The sequence below is a fragment of the Paraburkholderia sp. J94 genome, assembly GCF_905220285.1.
Classification (GTDB): Bacteria; Pseudomonadota; Gammaproteobacteria; order Burkholderiales; family Burkholderiaceae; genus Paraburkholderia; species Paraburkholderia tropica_A.
Genome location: NZ_CAJMZH010000005.1, coordinates 61,133 through 79,015, shown reverse-complemented (window position 1 = coordinate 79,015; position 17,883 = coordinate 61,133). Strand labels below are relative to the sequence as shown.

Below are 17,883 nucleotides of genomic sequence, written 5' to 3'. Positions count from 1 at the left end.
GGGTGGAACATCGACTCGCGCCGATCTTATCAACGCTCGCGCCGCGTTTGCTTAGTGAATCTTACGGAGCGTTTTTTACGTAACGCGGCGTATGTGTAGTTTGCGTAACCTCCGCGTGAAGCAATGGTTAAGGGATTGGTAAGTTAGCCGGGCAGGGGCCCGGCGCGCCTCTAGCGAATATGACAAGACACTCAGGAAATTACGCCATCACACCGGGAACGCCGTCACTCCGTACGCTCGCCGCGCACTGCGCGGTGATTTGCGCCGCCATCGGCCTTGCAGGCTGCTCGGACAAACCGCAACACGCCGCCGCCGCCACGCCGGAAGTCAACGTCATGCGCGTGCAGACCACCGCCGTGCCCGTGACCGTCGATCTGCCGGGCCGCGTCAGCGCGCATCTCGTCGCCGAGGTGCAGGCGCGCGCGACCGGCATCGTGCTCAAGCGCACCTTCGTCGAAGGCAGCGAGGTGAAGGCCGGGCAGTTGCTCTATCAGATCGATCCGGCGCCCTACGTGGCGACGCTCGACAACGCCAAGGCCGCGCTCGCGAAGGCGCGCGCGACGCTGATCGCCGCGAAGGCGCAATCGGACCGCTACAAGGTGCTGGTCGCGGCCAACGCGGTCAGCAAGCAGGATTACGACAACGCCGTGGCCGCCACCGACGAAGCGCAAGCCGATGTCGAAGCCGACGCCGCGAGCGTGGAAACCGCGAAGATCAATCTGAGCTACACGACGGTCTATTCGCCGATCACGGGCCGCATCGGCAAGTCGTCGGTGACGCCGGGCGCGTATGTGCAGTCGAGCGGCGCGACCGAACTCGCCACCGTGCAGCAGATGGACCCGGTGTATGTGGACCTCACGCAATCGAGCGTCGACGGTCTGAAGCTGCGCCGCGCCGCCGCCGACGGCAAGGTCACGCTGACCGGCCCGCACGCCGCGAAGGTGCAGCTGACGCTCGAAGACGGCCAGCCGTACAAGGGCACGGGTCACCTCGAATTCTCCGACGTCACCGTCGATCAGACGACCGGCTCGGTCACCGTGCGCGCGACCTTCGACAATCCGCACGACGTGCTGCTGCCGGGCATGTATGTGCGCGCGCGTATCGACGAAGGCTACAACGAGCAGGCCGTGCTGCTGCCCGAAGCCGCCGTTCAGCACGACCAGAAGGGCAACCCGACGGCGCTCGTCGTCAACGCGAAGGACCAGGTCGAACTGCGCCAGCTCACCACGGGCGGCGTGACGAACAACAACTGGATCATCGAGAAGGGTCTCGACGTGGGCGACCGCGTGGTGATCTCGGGCGGCATGAAGGTGCAGCCGGGCGAGACCGTGCACGCCGTCGATCAGGGCGCAACGCCGGTATCAGCAACGGATGCGGCTGCGGCCGCTTCCGCTTCCTCGCCCGCCGCGGCGTCCGCTGGCGCAGTGTGAGGTGACGCGTTAAATGGCTCGATTTTTTATTGACAGGCCCATCTTCGCCTGGGTGATCGCGATCATCCTGATGATGGCGGGGGGGGCCTCCATCTTCTCCTTGCCGGTGGCGCAGTATCCGACCATCGCGCCGCCTTCCATCCAGATCAGCGCGAGTTACGCGGGCGCGTCGGCCAAGACCGTCGAAGACACCGTGACCCAGGTGATCGAGCAGCAGATGAGCGGCCTCGACCATCTGCTGTACATGTCGTCGACGTCGGACGACTCGGGCGCGGCCACGATCACGCTGACCTTCGCGGCGGGCACGAATCCCGACATCGCGCAGGTGCAGGTGCAGAACAAGCTGCAACTCGCTACGCCCGTGCTGCCGACCGTCGTGCAGGAAGCGGGCATCAAGGTCACGAAGTCCAGCAACAGCTTCCTGATGGTGATGGCGTTCGTCTCGCAAGACGGCAGCATGGACCGCTACGACCTCTCGAACTACGTGGCGTCGCACATCGAAGATCCGCTGAGCCGCGTCGACGGCGTCGGCACGGTCACGCTGTTCGGCACGCAGTTCTCGATGCGCGTGTGGCTCAACGCCGACAAGCTCAACCAGTACGCGCTGACGCCGGTGGACGTGGAAACGGCCATCACGAACCAGAACGTGCAGGTGGCAGCGGGTTCGATCGGCGGCACGCCGTCCGTGAAGGGCCAGGCGATGCAGGCGACCATCACGGAAGCTTCGTTCCTCCGGACACCTGAAGAATTCGGCAACGTGCTGCTCAAGGTGAACCAGGACGGTTCGCAGGTGCGCCTGCGCGACGTGGCGCGTATCGAACTGGGCGGCGAGAACTACAACTTCGACACCAAGTACAACGGTGCACCGGCAGCGGGCTTCGGCATTCAGCTGGCGACCGGCGCGAACGCGCTGCAAACCGAGCAACTCGTTCGCGCGAAGCTCGCGGAACTGTCGAAGAACTTCCCGCACGGCCTCGTCGTGAAGTATCCGTACGACACCACGCCGTTCGTGCGTCTGTCGATCGAGGAAGTGGTCAAGACGCTGCTCGAAGGCATCGTGCTGGTGTTCCTCGTGATGTATCTGTTCCTGCAGAACCTGCGCGCCACGCTGATCCCGACGATCGCGGTGCCCGTGGTGCTGCTGGGCACGTTCGCGGTGATGTCGGCGGCGGGCTTCTCGATCAACACGCTCTCGATGTTCGGGCTCGTGCTGGCAATCGGCCTGCTCGTGGACGATGCGATCGTGGTGGTCGAAAACGTCGAGCGCGTGATGGCGGAAGAAGGCTTGCCGCCGAAGGAAGCCACGCGCAAGGCGATGGGCCAGATCACCGGCGCACTCGTGGGCGTGGCGCTCGTGCTCTCGGCCGTGTTCGTGCCGGTGGCGTTCTCGGGCGGCTCGGTGGGCGCGATCTATCGTCAGTTCTCGCTGACGATCGTGGCCGCGATGGTGCTCTCGGTGCTCTGCGCGCTGATTCTCACGCCCGCACTGTGCGCGACCATTCTCAAGCCGATTCCGCAGGGCCATCACGAAGAGAAGAAGGGCTTCTTCGGCTGGTTCAACCGCAGCTTCGACAAGAGCCGCGACAAGTATCACAGCGGCGTGCAGCATGTGATCCGCCGTTCGTCGCGCTGGTTCGTGATCTATCTCGGCGTGATCGTCGCGGTGGGTTTCCTGTTCGTGCGTCTGCCGAAGTCGTTCCTGCCGGATGAAGACCAGGGCACGATGTACGTGCAGGTGCAGACGCCGCCGGGCTCGACCCAGGAAACCACGGCGCGCTCGCTCAAGGCGGTCACCGACTATCTGCTGACCGACGAGAAGAACATCGTCGAGTCGGTGTTCACGGTGAACGGCTTCAACTTCGCGGGCCGTGGCCAGAACTCCGGCATGGTGTTCGTGCAGATGAAGGACTTCGAGAAGCGCCGCGCGTCGAACGAGAAGGTGCAGGCGCTGGTGGGCCGCGTGTTCGCGCACTTCGCGGGCGACAAGGACGCGATGATCATCCCGATCAATCCGCCTTCGATTCCTGAACTCGGCACCGCATCGGGCTTCGACTTCGAACTGACCGACAACGCTTCGCTCGGTCACGAGAAGCTGATGGCCGCGCGCAATCAACTGCTCGGCATGGCCGCGAAGGATCCGAACCTCGCGCTCGTGCGTCCGAACGGCCTGAACGACACGCCGCAATACAAGGTCGATATCGATCGCGAGAAGGCCCAGGCGATGGGTGTCGCCGCCGCCGACATCGACGATACGTTCTCGATCGCGTGGGGCTCGAAGTACATCAACAACTTCCTCGATACCGATGGCCGGATCAAGCGCGTCTACGTGCAGGCCGACGGTCCGTTCCGCATGAACCCGGACGATCTGGCCAAGTGGTACGTGCGCGGCACGAGCGGCACGATGGTGCCGTTCACCTCGTTCGCCACGGGCAAGTGGACTTTCGGCTCGCCGAAGCTCGAACGCTACAACGGGATTTCGTCGCTCGAAATCCAGGGCCAGGCGGCGGCAGGCAAGTCGACGGGCCAGGCGATGAGCGCGATGGAGCAACTGGCGGCGAAGCTGCCGGCAGGCATCGGCTATTCGTGGACGGGTCTCTCGTTCCAGGAACTGCAATCGGGCTCGCAGGCGCCGCTGCTCTACGCGATCTCGATCATCGTGGTGTTCCTGTGTCTCGCGGCGCTGTATGAAAGCTGGTCGATTCCGTTCGCGGTGATTCTGGTCGTGCCGCTCGGCGTGATCGGCGCACTGCTCGCGGTGACGCTGCGCGGCCTCGAAAACGATGTGTTCTTCCAGGTGGGGCTGTTGACCACCGTGGGTCTCTCGGCGAAGAACGCCATTCTGATCGTGGAGTTCGCGCGCGAACTGCAGGAGCAGCACGGCATGACCGCGGTCGCGGCGGCGCTGGAAGCCGCACGTCTGCGTCTGCGCCCGATCCTGATGACGTCGATGGCCTTCGTGCTCGGCGTGCTGCCGCTGTCGATCAGCAACGGCGCGGGCTCGGCGAGCCAGCACGCGATCGGCACCGGCGTGATCGGCGGCATGTTCACGGCCACGTTCCTCGCCATTTTCATGATTCCGATGTTCTATGTGGTCATTCGATCGAAATTCAGCCGCTCCGAAGACAACGCGCAGAGCGGCACCGATGCGGCCCACGGCACGCAGGAGAGCCACGATGAATAAGCTCTCGCTGACCGCGCTCGGCGTGGCGGCGGCGTTCCTCAGCGCCGCCTGCACGCTGGAGCCGCACTACACGCAACCGGCCGCGCCGGTTTCGGCGGCCTATCCCACGGGTCCGGCTTATGAAAGCCAGCCGGGTGCCGGCGCGCGCAGCGCGCAAGGTCACTCGGCCGCCGATATCGGCTGGCGCGACTTCTTCAAGGACCCGCGCCTGCAAAAGCTCATCGAGCTGGCGTTGCAGAACAACCGCGATCTGCGTGTCTCCGTGCTCAAGGTGGCGCAGGCGCGCGCGCAGTACCGCATCGAGCGCGCCAACCTGATGCCGACGGTCTCCGTGACCGGCACCGGCACGCGCACGCGCACGCCGGCCGATCTCTCGTACGTGGGCCGCGCGACGGTCGCGAGCGACTACGACGCGGCTGCGGGCGCGTCGTGGGAACTCGACTTCTTCGGCAAGGTGCGCAGCCTCTCGAACGAGGCGCTGCACACCTATCTGTCGACGGCGCAGGCGCGCAAGGCGGCGGAGCTGACGCTGATCTCCGAAGTCGCCGACCAGTACCTGACGATGCTCGCCTACGACGACACGATGAAGGTCACGCAGGAGACGCTCGACGCCGCGCAGAAATCGTATGAGCTGACGAAGACGGAATTCGACACCGGCACCGGCTCGGAACTCGATCTGCGTGAAGCGGCGGGCGTGGTGCAGCAGGCGCACGCGAACTACGAGAGCGAAGTGCGTCTGCGCGCGCAGGCCGAAAACGCGCTCGTGCTGCTGGTGGGCGCGCCGTTGCCCGCCGATCTGCCCGAGGGCTTGCCGCTCGATTCGCAGGAACTGCTCGCCGATATTCCGGCGGGCCTGCCCAGCGATCTGCTCACGCGCCGTCCCGACATTCTCGAAGCCGAGGAAACGCTCAAGGCCGCCAACGCCAATATCGGCGCGGCGCGCGCGGCGTTCTTCCCGAGCATCAGCCTGACGGGCCAGTTCGGCTATGCGAGCGCGAGCCTCGGCTCGCTGTTCAAGCCGGGTCAACTCGCGTGGGATTTCGGTCCGACGATCACGATGCCGATTTTCGAGGGCGGCGCGAACAAGGCCAGCCTCGACGTGGCGAAGCTCGAAAAAGACGAGGACGTGGCGTCGTACGAGAAGGCGATTCAGACGGCGTTCCGCGAAGTGGCGGACGGTCTCGCCGCGCGCGGCACCTACGACTCGCAGATCAGCGATCTGCGCGCGTACACGGAAAGCGAGCAGCGCCGCTACACGCTTTCGGATCTGCGTTATCGCAACGGCGTGGACAGCTACCTCTCGGTGCTGAGCGCGCAGACCGATCTGTATTCCGCGCAGCAATCGCTGATCAGCGCGAATCTGAGCCGTCTCACGAATCTGGTGGATCTCTACCAGTATCTGGGAGGCGGCTGGGTCGCACAGACTGGCGACGCGCCGCGCAACGCCGATTCGGACCGCACGGCGATGGAAACGTCGCGCGCGGCCGTGCCGGCGAGCGCCGCGACCGCGGTGCGTTAATCCTGTCGAGACAGTGCGGCGCGCAGGGCGTGCCGCCGCCAGGCGCCTGGCGACACGCCCACCAGTTTGAGGAACACGCGGCTCAAGTGACTCTGATCGGCGAAACCGCATTGCGCGGCGATCTCCGAGAGCGTCATGTCGGTGCGTTCGACAAGCTGGCGCGCCTCGTCGGTGCGCTGTTCTAGCAGCCACTGATGGGGCGTGCGCCCCGTCGACTTCGAAAATGCGCGGATGAAATAGCCGCGCGACAGATTGCACTCGCGCGCGATGTCGGCAATCGACACGCCGTCGCGCGAACGCTCCAGCAGCAGTTCCTTCGCGCGTGCTTCGTTGACCGCGGAGAGCGCGCCCTTGGCGCGTTCGTTCGCGGCATTGAAACTGCCGTACTGGCGCGCGACATGCGAGCCGATCGCGAGACCGATCTGCTCCACGAACAAGGTATTGATCGAGCCCGCGAGTTCCAGATTCGCGGCGAGCGCGCGGGCCAGATGGCCGAGCACCGCATCCTTTTGCTGCACGTCGCAGGTCAGGCCGCTGATGGCGGGCAGGTCCTGCTCGTCGGCGAGGCGGTCCAGAAAGGGCCGTGACAATTCGATCAATACGAAATCGAAATTGCCATACATATCCGCCTGATAATCTTCAGAAAAATCGCGGATATAGATCGAATCGGTATCGAAATGCCGATCTAACGTGCGTGCGCCCGTGAATATTTTCCGGCGGTGCGCATGGCCTAATGAAATGCCCGTCAAAAATCCGCGTTCGCAGGCGGGCATGGTTACGCGGCTGAGATCCGCTTCTTCCATGCATTTTCGATAGAACGTGATATCCCCGCTGTCCACATGGATATCTTTTCGCAATTTGCTGGAAACACAGCCCAGATTGTCTTTGGGCGTGGCCGCAACCGGCGCGGAAATGACTCGCGAAATCATGAACGGTGACCTCGTGCCGGATTGCCCGGATGTATTGGACGGCGCGGACAACACTGCGCTGTAACCGGTTCGCCAGATTCGAGGTGACATTTATACCATTGGTCAGAAACAGCGGCAACGCGCGCCATGCCTTGCGCTTATCGGTCTGAATGCCGGCCGAATGCCCGCTGAATGCCGGTTCGGCAGTGAATCAGCCGCCGATTGCTAACAATTTCGAACCCGAAATGACTTGAAAAATAATCGCCTCGCGCGAGGCGTGCGGCCCATTTGGCGCGCCTCGCCGGGCATAACGCGAATTATTGTTCAAGACGGATTTATTGCCAATCATTACACTTCGCGGCACGAAATAGAGGGGACAGCCGAAGGTCAATGAGAGGAGGCGCGATATTGGGTTCGAAACCGGGCGGTCACGCTGTTTCGAATGACGGTGTTCAACCAGGTGCGTGTCAGGTCACGTGCAAACACGCAAATATGTCCTGGAGATGACCATGATTCAGATTGGCACATTGCGGGTCAGTTTCGAGCAACGCGAGATCCGGCGCAACGGGCTCGTGATGCGCATCGGCGCGCGCGCGTTCGACGTGCTTGAAGTGCTGTATCGCGCGAATGGCTCGATGCTCTCGAAGGACGCGATCATGGACGCCGTGTGGCCTGGCGCGATCGTCGAGGAGAACCGCCTGCAAGTGCACGTGGCCGCGCTGCGCAAGCTGCTCGGCGTCGAGCGCGACCTCATCAAGACGGTGGCGGGACGCGGCTATGTGCTCGTCGTGCCGAAAGTGCATCACGGCGTGCAGGACCGCGCCCATCACAGCGTGCGTGATAGCGCGCCGCCTTCGACGCTACAGCCGCCCATGCCGCCACTGTCGCCTTCGCAGCCGCAAGCGGCTTTGGCGCCTTCGTTGCCGCCGCTTCGCACCGCGCCGCTGATCGGCCGCGAAGCCGAAATCGCGCGCATCGTCGAGCAGTTCGAGCACGTGCCGGTGACCACGGTGGTGGGCGCGGGCGGCATCGGCAAGACCTGTCTCGCGCGTCACGCGGCGCGCGAAATGCAGCGCCGCCAGGGCCGCGCCGTCTGCTTCGTCGAACTGAACAAGGCCAGCTCGCGTGAGACCGTGCTTGCGGCACTGGCCGAGGCGCTTGATCTGCCCGGCGAGCCGGGCGTGTCGCGCGAGGACGCGATCTGCCAGGCCGTGGCGGCGTCGAATTGTCTGCTCGTGCTCGATAACGCCGAGCATGTGATCGACGTGGTGGCCGGTTTCGTCGATACGCTGGTCACGCGCCATCATGGCGCACGCCTGCTCGTGACGAGCCGCGAGCCGCTGCATATCTGGGCCGAATCCGTGCTGCGCCTCGAACCGCTCGCGGTGCCCGCCAACGGCGTGTCCACCGAGGCGATCCTCGCGCATTCCGCCGTCGCGCTGTTTCTGTGCCGCGCCCGCGCGCTCGCGCCCGATTGCGCGCGCGATCAGGCGAGCATCGCGCTGGTCGCCGAAATCTGCCGTCGGCTGGAAGGCCTGCCGCTCGCGATCGAACTGGCCGCTGCGCGCGTCGCCACGCTCGGCGTGGAAGGCGTGGCCTCGCGTCTGGACGACCGCCTCAATCTGCTCACGGGCGGCTTGCGCTCGACCCTGCCGCGCCATCAGACCTTGCGCGCAACCTTCGAGTGGAGCTACATGCTGCTCGACGGCGCGTCGCGCATTCTGTTTCGCCGCGCGGGCTGTTTCGCGGGCGCCTTCACGTTCGAGGCGGTCTGCGCGGTCACGGCCGAGCCCGGCATGTCGATCGCGGTGATCGTGTCGAGCCTTTCCGAACTCGCGACCAAGTCGCTGCTCAATGTGGAGTTTCGCGGCGCGATCGCCGTCTACCGGCTCACCGAAAGCACGCGCGCCTATGCGCTCGAAAAGCTGCGCGACGAAGGCGAATCGCAGATCATCGCCACGCGCCACGTGCGTTATATGCGCAAGCGTATCGAGGAGAGCGGGCCGCTTGTCGGGCAGCCGGAACACGATGGCGCCGATGTGAGCACGCGTCTCTCGCTCGACGACGCACGCAGCGCCTACGACTGGGCCTTCTCCGACGACGGCGACAAGGTGCTCGGCGTGGCGCTCGCGGGCGCGCTCGTCGGCACCTTGCTCAGCACTTCGCACGTGCAGGAGTGCTGCCAGCGCGCGCAACGCGCGCTCGCGGTGCTCGACGCGCTGCCGGCGGGTTCCGTCGACGTCGTCTGCGAGATGAAGCTGTGCGCCGCCTACGCGACCTCGCTGCTGCACGTGGGCGACGACATGGGCCAGGCCGTCGCGTTGTGGGAGCGCGTGCTGCGTCTCGCGCGCGCCGCCGACGATGCCGATTTCGCCGCCGACGCGCTCTGGGGCCTCTGGAACGCGATGCAATCGAGCGGCGACATCCACACGTCGCTGCGTTACGCCACGCGTTTTCAGCAGGCGGTGGCGAGTGGCGATTCGCCGTGGCGGCGCTGGCTCGCGGAGCAGACGCTCGCGATTTCGCTGCACTGTTTCGGCGAGCACGATCAGGCGCGCGAACGGCTCGAACGCACCGTCGAAGCCTTCACGACGCTCGGCGCGACGATGCCGTCGCGCGGCTGGCTCACGGTGTATCCGCTGATCTACGCGCGCGGCACGCTCGCGCGCATCGCGCTGCTGCAATGCCAGCCCGCGAAGGCGATGCAACTGGTGGAAAGCACGCTCAACCTGATTCATGGCGATGCGCTGGAGCCGTCGCTGAGTCATGTGCTGGCCTGCGTGGCCGTGCCGATTGCGCTCGACTGCGGCGAGAAGCAGGCGGCGGCCAATTATCTGTCGCTGCTGCGTTCGCAGTCGGCGAGTCATCGGCTGGGCATCTGGCTCGATTACGCCGAATGCCTGGCGGCGAAACGCGACATGCTCGCGGGCCACGCCGACGTCGCGCTCGAACGGCTGGAAAACGCGTTGCCGCGTCTTGCATCGCGTGGCTTCCGGCGCGTGGTCACGCCATTTGTCGTGCTGCACGCGCAGGCGCTCGCGCACGCGGGACGTTTCGACGAAGCGCGCACGCGGCTCGACGAGGCGCTCGTGAATGCGCGCGCGAATGGCGAGCGTTACTTCGCGCCTGAGTTGCAGCGCGCGCGCGGCTGGCTGGAATTGCGGCGCGCGGCGCAGCGCGGCACGCCGCCCGACGACGCGGCGCGGCGCGAGGAAGCGGGGCGGCGTCTGCTCGACGAAGCGATCTCGATGGCGCACGCGGATGGCGCGCCGCTGTGGGCGCTGCGCGCCACGCTGGATCTCGCGGCGTATGAGCGGGACAAGGGCGAGACGGCGCGCGCGGCGGCCTTGATCGACGGCTTGAATGCGTCGGGTTGGGATCTGACCTCGAACGCACCCGACTTTCAGCGTCTCGCGGCGCTCAGGCAGGCGCTGCAAGCGGCGCGCGCGCAGCACGCGGAACGGCTTCAACCGCAGTGAACGCCGCGCGCGCGGCCGAAACCGGCGACGTGTGAAAACGCCCGAGAACGCCTGAAATCCGCGCAGTTGGCGCGCTGGCATAATGCCCGCCATGGACAAGCTACTCGCCCTCAAGACCCTGCTCGAAGTCTCGGACGCCGGCGGTTTCGCCAAGGCCGCGCAACGGCTCGGCGTCGCCACCTCGTCGGTCACGCGGCTGATGGATGCGCTCGAACAGGACGTGGGCGCCGTGCTGCTCACGCGCACGCCGCGCCGCGTCAGCCTGACCGACGCGGGCGCGACTTATGTCGAGCAGATCGCCAAGGTGCTCGACGATCTCGCGGAAGCCGACGAAAGCGTGCTCGACAGCGGCGCGGAACCGGCGGGCATGTTGCGCATTGCGGTGCCGTCCACCTATAACCGTGTGGTGCTCGCGCCGCATCTGGCCGCGTTTTTGCAAGCGCATCCGCGTATGACGCTCGACGTGGTGGCCGCCGACCGCTATGTCGATCTCGCGCTGGAGCGCATCGATCTCGCGGTGCGCATCGGCTTGCCCGATTCGAATCCGCAACTCGTCGTGAAGACGCTCGCGGAGAATACGCGCGTCGTGGTGGCGAGCGCGGGCTATCTCGAACGCGAGAGCGTGCCCGACGAGCCCGCCGTACTCGCGCAGCGCGAATGTCTGCGTGTGAGTTATGGCGGCAGCTATCGCGCGCGCCAGATCTGGACTTTCACGCGCGGCGAGACGCAGGAGCCGGTGAACGTGCGCGGCCGCCTCGTCTCGGACAGCATCGACATGCTGTTCGCCGCCGTGCTCGCGGGGCAGGGCTTCGCGCTGCTGCCCGAATGGCTCGTGTGCGAGGCGATCGCTGCCGGTCGGCTCGTGCGCGTGTTCGACGGATGGCAGGTGAGTCCGCAAGGCGGCGATGCGGTCGTGCACGCCGCGTATCTGCCGAATCGGCGTCATTCCACGAAGGTGCGCGCGCTGCTGCGCTTTCTCGAAGCACACCTGAACGTGCGCTGATTCCGTCGCGCGTGAACGCACGCGCGGCACGTCTTTTCTCGCTCCGAGCCTCCCTCCGAGCCTCCCTCCGATTCACCCGCTGATTGATCGAAACATCGCGGCCCCGCCTGGGCCGCCGATGCCGCTCGTCCGTTTTCCGTCCAACCGTGCGTTTCTGAATTCAGGACTTTTCAGATCGCGACAAGGACTTTGCAGGTCCGTCTCCGTAATCTGCGCTCACGCATGCGGCGCCCACTTCATCACTTCTCGCTCGCCGCACTGCGCTTCAACGACACGCCGACACGCGCAACCTCATCGCCCCTGCACACGCAGCGATGCAACGACGGAGATCCAGCATGAACACGCAGCAAATCGACACGACCATTCCTTCGGCCTCGCGTCGCCGGATGCTTTCGGCCAGCGCGGGCATGGCCGGCGCCATGGCCGCCATGTCGAGCCTGGCCGCGAACGCAGCCACCCCGGCAGGCGCCGCGCCCCACGCGCACGGCACGGGCCACCATCACGGCGGCGGCTACGTGAGCGCGAAGGACGGCACGCAGATCTACTTCAAGGACTGGGGCACGGGCACGCCGGTGGTGTTCTCGCACGGCTGGCCGCTGTGCGCCGATGCGTGGGACGCGCAGATGCTGTTCCTCGTGAACCAGGGCTATCGCGTGATCGCGCACGACCGCCGCGGTCATGGCCGCTCGGGCCAGCCGTCCGAGGGCAACGACATGGACACCTACGCCGACGATCTGGCCGCCGTGCTCGACGCGCTCGACGTGAAGGGCGCGATGCTCGTGGGCCATTCCACGGGCGGCGGCGAAGTGGCGCATTACATCGGCCGTCACGGTGAAAAGCGCGTGGCGAAGGCCGTGCTGATCGGCGCGGTGCCGCCGCAAATGGTCAAGTCGCCGACCAACCCGAACGGCCTGCCGATGCAGGTGTTCGACAACATCCGCGCGGGCGTGGCCGCGAACCGTTCGCAGTTCTATCTGGATCTGGCGCTGCCGTTCTACGGCTTCAACCGTCCGAACGCGAAGGTCTCGCAAGGTCTGGTGCAGGACTTCTGGCGTCAGGGCATGGCCGGTTCGATCAAAGGCCAGTACGAGTGCATCAAGCAGTTCTCGGAAGTCGATTACACCGACGACCTGAAGAAGATCAGCGTGCCCACGCTGATCCTGCACGGCGACGACGACCAGATCGTGCCGATCGACGACTCGGCGAAGCTCTCGGCGAAGATCGTCAAGAACGCCACGCTGAAGATCTACGAAGGCGCGCCGCACGGCATGTGCAGCACGCACGTCGACAAGGTCAACGCCGATCTGCTGGCCTTCCTGAAGTCGTAAGCGATCCTGATTGATGCTGGGCGATCCTGAGCGATTCAGGACATTTCAGATACGGACAAGGACACGGCGGCGCGCGAGCCCTAATCTCACCGTCGCCGACACACCCTCTACACGGAGCCTCTCATGGCAAAAGAACTGTTGACCCCCGACACCTGCGCGCTCGCGCTGATCGACCACCAGCCGCAGATGTTCTTCGGCACGCACTCGCACGAGCGCACCACGGTGCTGCACAACGTGCAGATCCTCGCGAAAGCCGCGAAGCTCTTCAAGGTGCCGACGGTCCTCACGACCATCGCCGCCGACTCGTTCAGCGGCCATCTGCTGCCGGAAGTTCAAGCCGTGTTTCCGCAGCAAAAGCCCATCGACCGCACGTCGATGAACTCGTGGGAAGACGCGGGCTTCCGCGAAGCGATCAAGGCCACGGGCCGCAAGAAGATCGTCATCGCCGGTCTGTGGACCGAAGTCTGCGTGACGTTCCCGACGATCCAGATGCTCAACGAAGGCTTCGAGATCTACGTGCCGACCGACGCCTGCGGCGACATCACGGAAGAAGCGCACGAGCGCGCCGTGCAGCGCATCGTCCAGGCGGGCGCGGTGCCGATGAACTCGCTGCAATTCATGTGCGAACTGCAACGCGACTGGGCGCGCGGCGAGACCTACGAAGGCTGCATGGACATCTTCAAGGCGCACAGCGCCTACGGCATCGGCGTGCGTTACGCCAAGCAGATCCTCGGCGAGCACGCGAGCGAGGCGGGCTGAAGCTGAACGCTCGCGCTTGCGCGAGCCTCGCTGGATGACGCGCGCGAAGCGGCCTGAAAAAAACTGAAGGCCGGCTTCGCGCGCGCAGCAGCACACCGAATTAGCCGCATTAATCCATCGCATCGAGAACACAGGAGAGCGTCGATGAGCGCACCCGATCAACCTGCCCGCGTCGCCGACCTGGTGATCTACAACGGCAAGATTGCAACCCAGGACGAGCGCCGCTCGTTCGTCACCGCGCTGGCCGTATCGAACGGCAAGGTCGTGGCGACCGGCACCGAGCGCGACGTCATGCAATGGGCGCGCGACGACGCCCGCCGTATCGACCTGAACGGCCGCACCGTGATTCCGGGTCTCAACGACTCGCATCTGCACGTGATTCGCGGCGGTCTGAACTTCAACATGGAATTGCGCTGGGACGGCGTGCCGTCGCTGGCCGACGCGCTCAACATGCTGCGCGAGCAGGTCGCGCGCACGCCCGCGCCGCAATGGGTGCGCGTGGTGGGCGGCTGGAACGAATTCCAGTTCGCGGAAAAGCGCGGCCCGACGCTCGAAGAAATCAACGCGATCGCGCCCGACACGCCGGTCTTCATCCTGCACCTCTACGATAGCGCGCTGCTCAACGCGGCGGCGCTGCGCGCAGTGGGCTACGACCGCGACACGCCCAATCCGCCGGGCGGTGAAATCCAGCGCGACCGGCGCGGCAATCCCACCGGCATGCTGATCGCGCGTCCGAACGCGGGCCTGCTTTACGCCACGCTCGCGAAAGGTCCGAAGCTCGCACTCGACGACCAGATGAATTCCTCGCGCCAGTTCATGCGCGAACTGAATCGCCTCGGCGTGACGAGCGCCATCGACGCGGGCGGCGGTTATCAGGCCTATCCCGACGATTACGCCGTCATCATGGAACTGGCGAAGCGCGATCAGCTGAGCATCCGCATCGCGTACAACCTGTTCACGCAGAACGCCAAGCGCGAGGTGGAAGACTTCGCGAAGTGGGTGAAGGCCACGCGTCCCGGCGACGGCGACGACTTCCTCAAGGTCAACGGCGCGGGCGAAATGCTCGTGTTCTCGGCCGCCGACTTCGAGGACTTCCTGGAGCCGCGTCCCGACCTGCCCGAAGGCATGGAGAAGGAACTCGAAGACGTCGTGCGCCTGCTGGTGCAGAACCGCTGGCCGTGGCGTCTACACGCGACCTACGACGAATCGATCGACCGCTTCCTGAACGTGTTCGAGCGTGTGAACGCCGATACGCCGTTCAACGGCCTGCGCTGGTTCTTCGATCACTGCGAGACGATTTCGGAGCGCAATATCGAGCGTATCGCGGCGCTCGGCGGCGGCATCGCCGTGCAGCATCGCATGGCGTATCAGGGCGAATACTTCATCGCGCGCTACGGCGCCGAAGCCGCCGCGCAGACGCCGCCCGTGCGCAAGATGCTCGAAGCGGGCCTGCCCGTGGGCGCGGGCACCGACGCCACGCGCGTCGCGAGCTACAACCCGTTCGTCTCGCTCTACTGGCTGGCCTCGGGCCGCACCGTGGGCGGCACGCCGATGTACGCGCAACGCGACCGTCTCGACCGCATGGAAGCGCTGCGCCGCTACACCGTGGGCAGCGCGTGGTTCTCGAACGACGAGACGAAGAAGGGCGCGCTCGTGCCCGGCCAGTACGCCGACTTCGCCGTGCTCAGCGACGACTTCTTCACGATCGAGGAAGAGTCGATCAAGCATCTGACTTCGGTGCTGACCGTGGTGAACGGCCGCGTGGTCTACGCCGTTGAGGAATTCGATACGCTCGCGCCGCCCGCGCTGCCGGTGAGCCCGACGTGGTCGCCGGTCGCGGAGTTCGGCGGCTATGCGCGCTATCGGCCGGTGGTCGCAAACTCGGTGGCGAACGCCGCGCAATCGTGCAGCGACGCCTGCGTGAATCTGTGCGGCGTGCATCAGCACGCACACGGCCGGGCGTGGCGCAGCAACGCGCCGGTCTCGGACCAGAACGGTTTCTGGGGCGCGCTCGGCTGTAGCTGCTTCGCGTTCTGAACGGGAGCGCGCCGCCATGAAACGCATCGATACCACCGACGCCGCGCTGCTGTTCCTGCGCGTGGCCGCGAGCCTGCTCGTGCTGTTCGTGCATGGTTTGCCGAAGGCGCTGCACGTGCATGCGCAGCTGGGCGCGATCGAAGATCCGCTGCATCTGGGCAGCGGCTTCACGCTCGCCTTTGCGATCTTCGCCGAAGTCGTGTGTCCCGTGCTGATGATCCTCGGCATCTACACGCGGCTTGCGTCGCTGCCGATTCTCGTCGTCACGCTGGTCGCGCTCGGGCTCGTGCATCCCGACTGGACGCTCGAACAAGGGCAGTTCGCGTGGATGCTGCTGATCCTGTTCGGCACCGTGGCGATCGGCGGCGCGGGCCGTTACCGGCTGAACGGGCCGCTCGCCGCGCGGACGCATCGCGCCTGATGGCGGCGCGCGTGAGCGCGCGCCATCGACAATCAATTAGAACAAGAGACGGGAAACGGGGCATGCGAACAGCGTCATGGAGGGCGGGCGGAGAAGTGGCGGGCGTGCATATTCCGAGCACGCCGCTCGCCATCGCCGCAGCGGAGAGCGCGCACGCGGCGCTGCCGCCCGTCCTGCTCGGTCACGCGAGCCGCGTGTTCGTATTCGCGGCGCTCAACGCGCGGCGCGGCGGGCTCGCCTGCGACGAGGGCACGCTCTACGTCAGTTCGATGTACGCGAACATGGGTTTGAGCGCCGCCTACGCGCATTCGACGGCGCGCTACGAACTCGACAGCGCCGATGCCGCGCGTCGCCTGTTGCGTCACTACGGCGCGAGCGTGCGCGATCAGGACGAGGCGTGGCTCGCGATCGCGCTGCACACCACGCCGGGCGTGCCCGCGCGTGTTTCGCCGCTCGCGGAGGTGCTCGCGGCGGCGGTGCGCACGGATCTCGTCGCGGCGCAGTTCGACGATTACACGTGCGGCGAGCGCTCGGGGGTGCTGGCCGCGTATCCGCGCGGCAAGGGCTTCGAGGAAGAGATCATCGGCGCGATTGGGCGCGGCGTGGCGCACCGGCCGCACACGACTTTCGGCACCGCGAGCGCCGACGTGCTCGACCGCGTCGACCCCGACTATTGCCGCACGAATTTTTGCGGGCAGATTCTGGGCTCGCGCTGGCGAAACGCACACGCAGCGGATGGGCGCGTGCGCCTTCATTCCCGGTAAGCGCGCCGCGCCGTTGCGGTTCGGTGCAGCAGCACAGCAAGGAGAAGCAATCATGTCGTATCTGATTTCGTTGGGAGCGGGCCTCGTGGTCGGTCTCCTCTATTACTTTTCGCGGGTGCAGTCGCCCGCGCCGCCGCTGATCGCGCTCGCGGGCCTGCTCGGCATCGTGATCGGCGAGCACGCGATTCCGTTCGTGCAGGCGCAACTGAAACAGCCCGTGGCGCAGACGCAATCACAATCACAGCCAGTCAACCCGACCACCACCGTCGCCGCGGCGCAAACGTCATGCAGCAACGAGCCTTGAATCCCGCCGCCGTGCTCGCGCCGTTGCGCGGCGAGAACGTCGCGCTCGCGTTCGTCGCGGGCTATGTCGATACGCTCGGCTTCGTCGCGCTGTTCGGGCTGTTCACGGCGCACGTCACCGGCAATTTCATTCTGATCGGCTCGGGGCTCGCAGGCGCGGGCAGCGGGCTGCTGATCAAGTGGCTCGCGTTTCCGGCCTTTATCGCGGGCATCGTGGCGGCGCGCGTGCTCGACAACGCGCTGCGCGATGCGGCGCACGGCACGCGCGCGGGCGGCCTGTACACCTTGCAGATCGCGCTGCTCGCCGCGTTCATGATCGCGGGCGTGCTGGCCGCGCCGATCACGAATGCGGACGCGCCGCTCACGATCGTCTGCGGCCTGCTCGGCGCGGCGGGCATGGGCGTGCAGAACGCGCATGCGCGGCTCGCGTCGCGCAGCGTGGTCGCCAACACGGTGATGACCGGCAACGTCACGCAGGCCGTGATCGACGTATTCGATCTGCTGTTTCCGGGCCGCGCGCAGGTGGATCGCGCCGATACGCGCGAGCGGCTCGCCCGCACGCTGCCGCCGGTGCTCGCGTTCGCGCTGGGCGCGGGCGGCGGAGCGCTCGGCTGGCTCAGCGCCTCGTTCTGGGCGCTGATCGTGCCGCTCGCGCTGCTCGCCGCGCTGGCCGCATCGGCGTGGCGCGCGGAGCCTGTCGAATCCGCCGCCTGAATCTCTACGCCTTATCGTTTCGCTTTTTCATCAGGAG

The 17,883-nt window shown here is 66.0% G+C and carries 13 protein-coding genes; 12 read left to right on the top strand and 1 reads right to left on the bottom strand.

What is annotated here, in order from left to right:
* The first annotated feature begins 254 nt into the window (after positions 1–254).
* Genes U4Y88_RS11565 through U4Y88_RS11555 form a run of 3 tightly spaced genes read left to right on the top strand, consistent with a single transcriptional unit; the run spans position 255 to position 6,130 of the window.
* Positions 255–1,430, top strand: coding sequence for an efflux RND transporter periplasmic adaptor subunit (locus U4Y88_RS11565; RefSeq protein ID WP_415774425.1), 1,176 nt, complete (start codon positions 255–257; stop codon positions 1,428–1,430).
* 13 nt (positions 1,431–1,443) lie between these two features.
* A complete protein-coding gene (locus U4Y88_RS11560) occupies positions 1,444–4,611 on the top strand; it encodes an efflux RND transporter permease subunit (protein WP_321783996.1) in 3,168 nt (1,055 codons plus the stop codon).
* The gene (locus U4Y88_RS11555; RefSeq protein ID WP_224013328.1) at positions 4,604–6,130 is read left to right on the top strand and encodes an efflux transporter outer membrane subunit; all 1,527 of its coding nucleotides are present in this window, start codon (positions 4,604–4,606) and stop codon (positions 6,128–6,130) included. Before U4Y88_RS11560 ends, U4Y88_RS11555 begins: the two co-directional genes overlap by 8 nt.
* Here U4Y88_RS11555 and U4Y88_RS11550 read toward each other — a convergent pair.
* A complete protein-coding gene (locus U4Y88_RS11550; RefSeq protein WP_310631124.1) occupies positions 6,127–7,059 on the bottom strand; it encodes an AraC family transcriptional regulator in 933 nt (310 codons plus the stop codon). The genes U4Y88_RS11555 and U4Y88_RS11550 overlap by 4 nt on opposite strands.
* A gap of 488 nt (positions 7,060–7,547) precedes the next feature.
* Between U4Y88_RS11550 and U4Y88_RS11545 the strand changes: the two genes are divergently transcribed.
* The 9 genes from U4Y88_RS11545 (at position 7,548) to U4Y88_RS11505 (ending at position 17,846) form a co-directional block, all read left to right on the top strand.
* Entirely contained in the window at positions 7,548–10,517 is a 2,970-nt protein-coding gene (locus tag U4Y88_RS11545) for a winged helix-turn-helix domain-containing protein (RefSeq protein ID WP_321783994.1), read from the top strand.
* Between the two features lie 91 nt (positions 10,518–10,608).
* Entirely contained in the window at positions 10,609–11,520 is a 912-nt protein-coding gene (locus U4Y88_RS11540) for a LysR family transcriptional regulator (protein WP_321783992.1), read from the top strand.
* A gap of 335 nt (positions 11,521–11,855) precedes the next feature.
* Positions 11,856–12,848 (top strand): alpha/beta fold hydrolase, encoded by a 993-nt coding sequence (locus U4Y88_RS11535; protein WP_224013324.1) that lies wholly within the window; start codon positions 11,856–11,858, stop codon positions 12,846–12,848.
* Positions 12,849–12,971: 123 nt separating this feature from the next.
* Positions 12,972–13,607 (top strand): hydrolase, encoded by a 636-nt coding sequence (locus U4Y88_RS11530; protein ID WP_065059686.1) that lies wholly within the window; start codon positions 12,972–12,974, stop codon positions 13,605–13,607.
* A gap of 144 nt (positions 13,608–13,751) precedes the next feature.
* The gene (locus U4Y88_RS11525; RefSeq protein ID WP_321783990.1) at positions 13,752–15,644 is read left to right on the top strand and encodes an amidohydrolase; all 1,893 of its coding nucleotides are present in this window, start codon (positions 13,752–13,754) and stop codon (positions 15,642–15,644) included.
* Between the two features lie 16 nt (positions 15,645–15,660).
* A complete protein-coding gene (locus tag U4Y88_RS11520; RefSeq protein WP_321783988.1) occupies positions 15,661–16,065 on the top strand; it encodes a DoxX family protein in 405 nt (134 codons plus the stop codon).
* 62 nt (positions 16,066–16,127) lie between these two features.
* Entirely contained in the window at positions 16,128–16,829 is a 702-nt protein-coding gene (locus tag U4Y88_RS11515; protein WP_321783986.1) for a phosphohydrolase, read from the top strand.
* A 52-nt stretch (positions 16,830–16,881) separates the two neighbouring features.
* Complete coding sequence (locus U4Y88_RS11510) at positions 16,882–17,133, top strand: DUF1427 family protein (RefSeq protein ID WP_321783984.1); 252 nt, start codon at positions 16,882–16,884, stop codon at positions 17,131–17,133.
* The gene (locus U4Y88_RS11505; protein ID WP_321783982.1) at positions 17,115–17,846 is read left to right on the top strand and encodes a YoaK family protein; all 732 of its coding nucleotides are present in this window, start codon (positions 17,115–17,117) and stop codon (positions 17,844–17,846) included. The genes U4Y88_RS11510 and U4Y88_RS11505 overlap by 19 nt, the downstream gene beginning before the upstream one ends.
* Positions 17,847–17,883 lie beyond the last annotated feature (37 nt).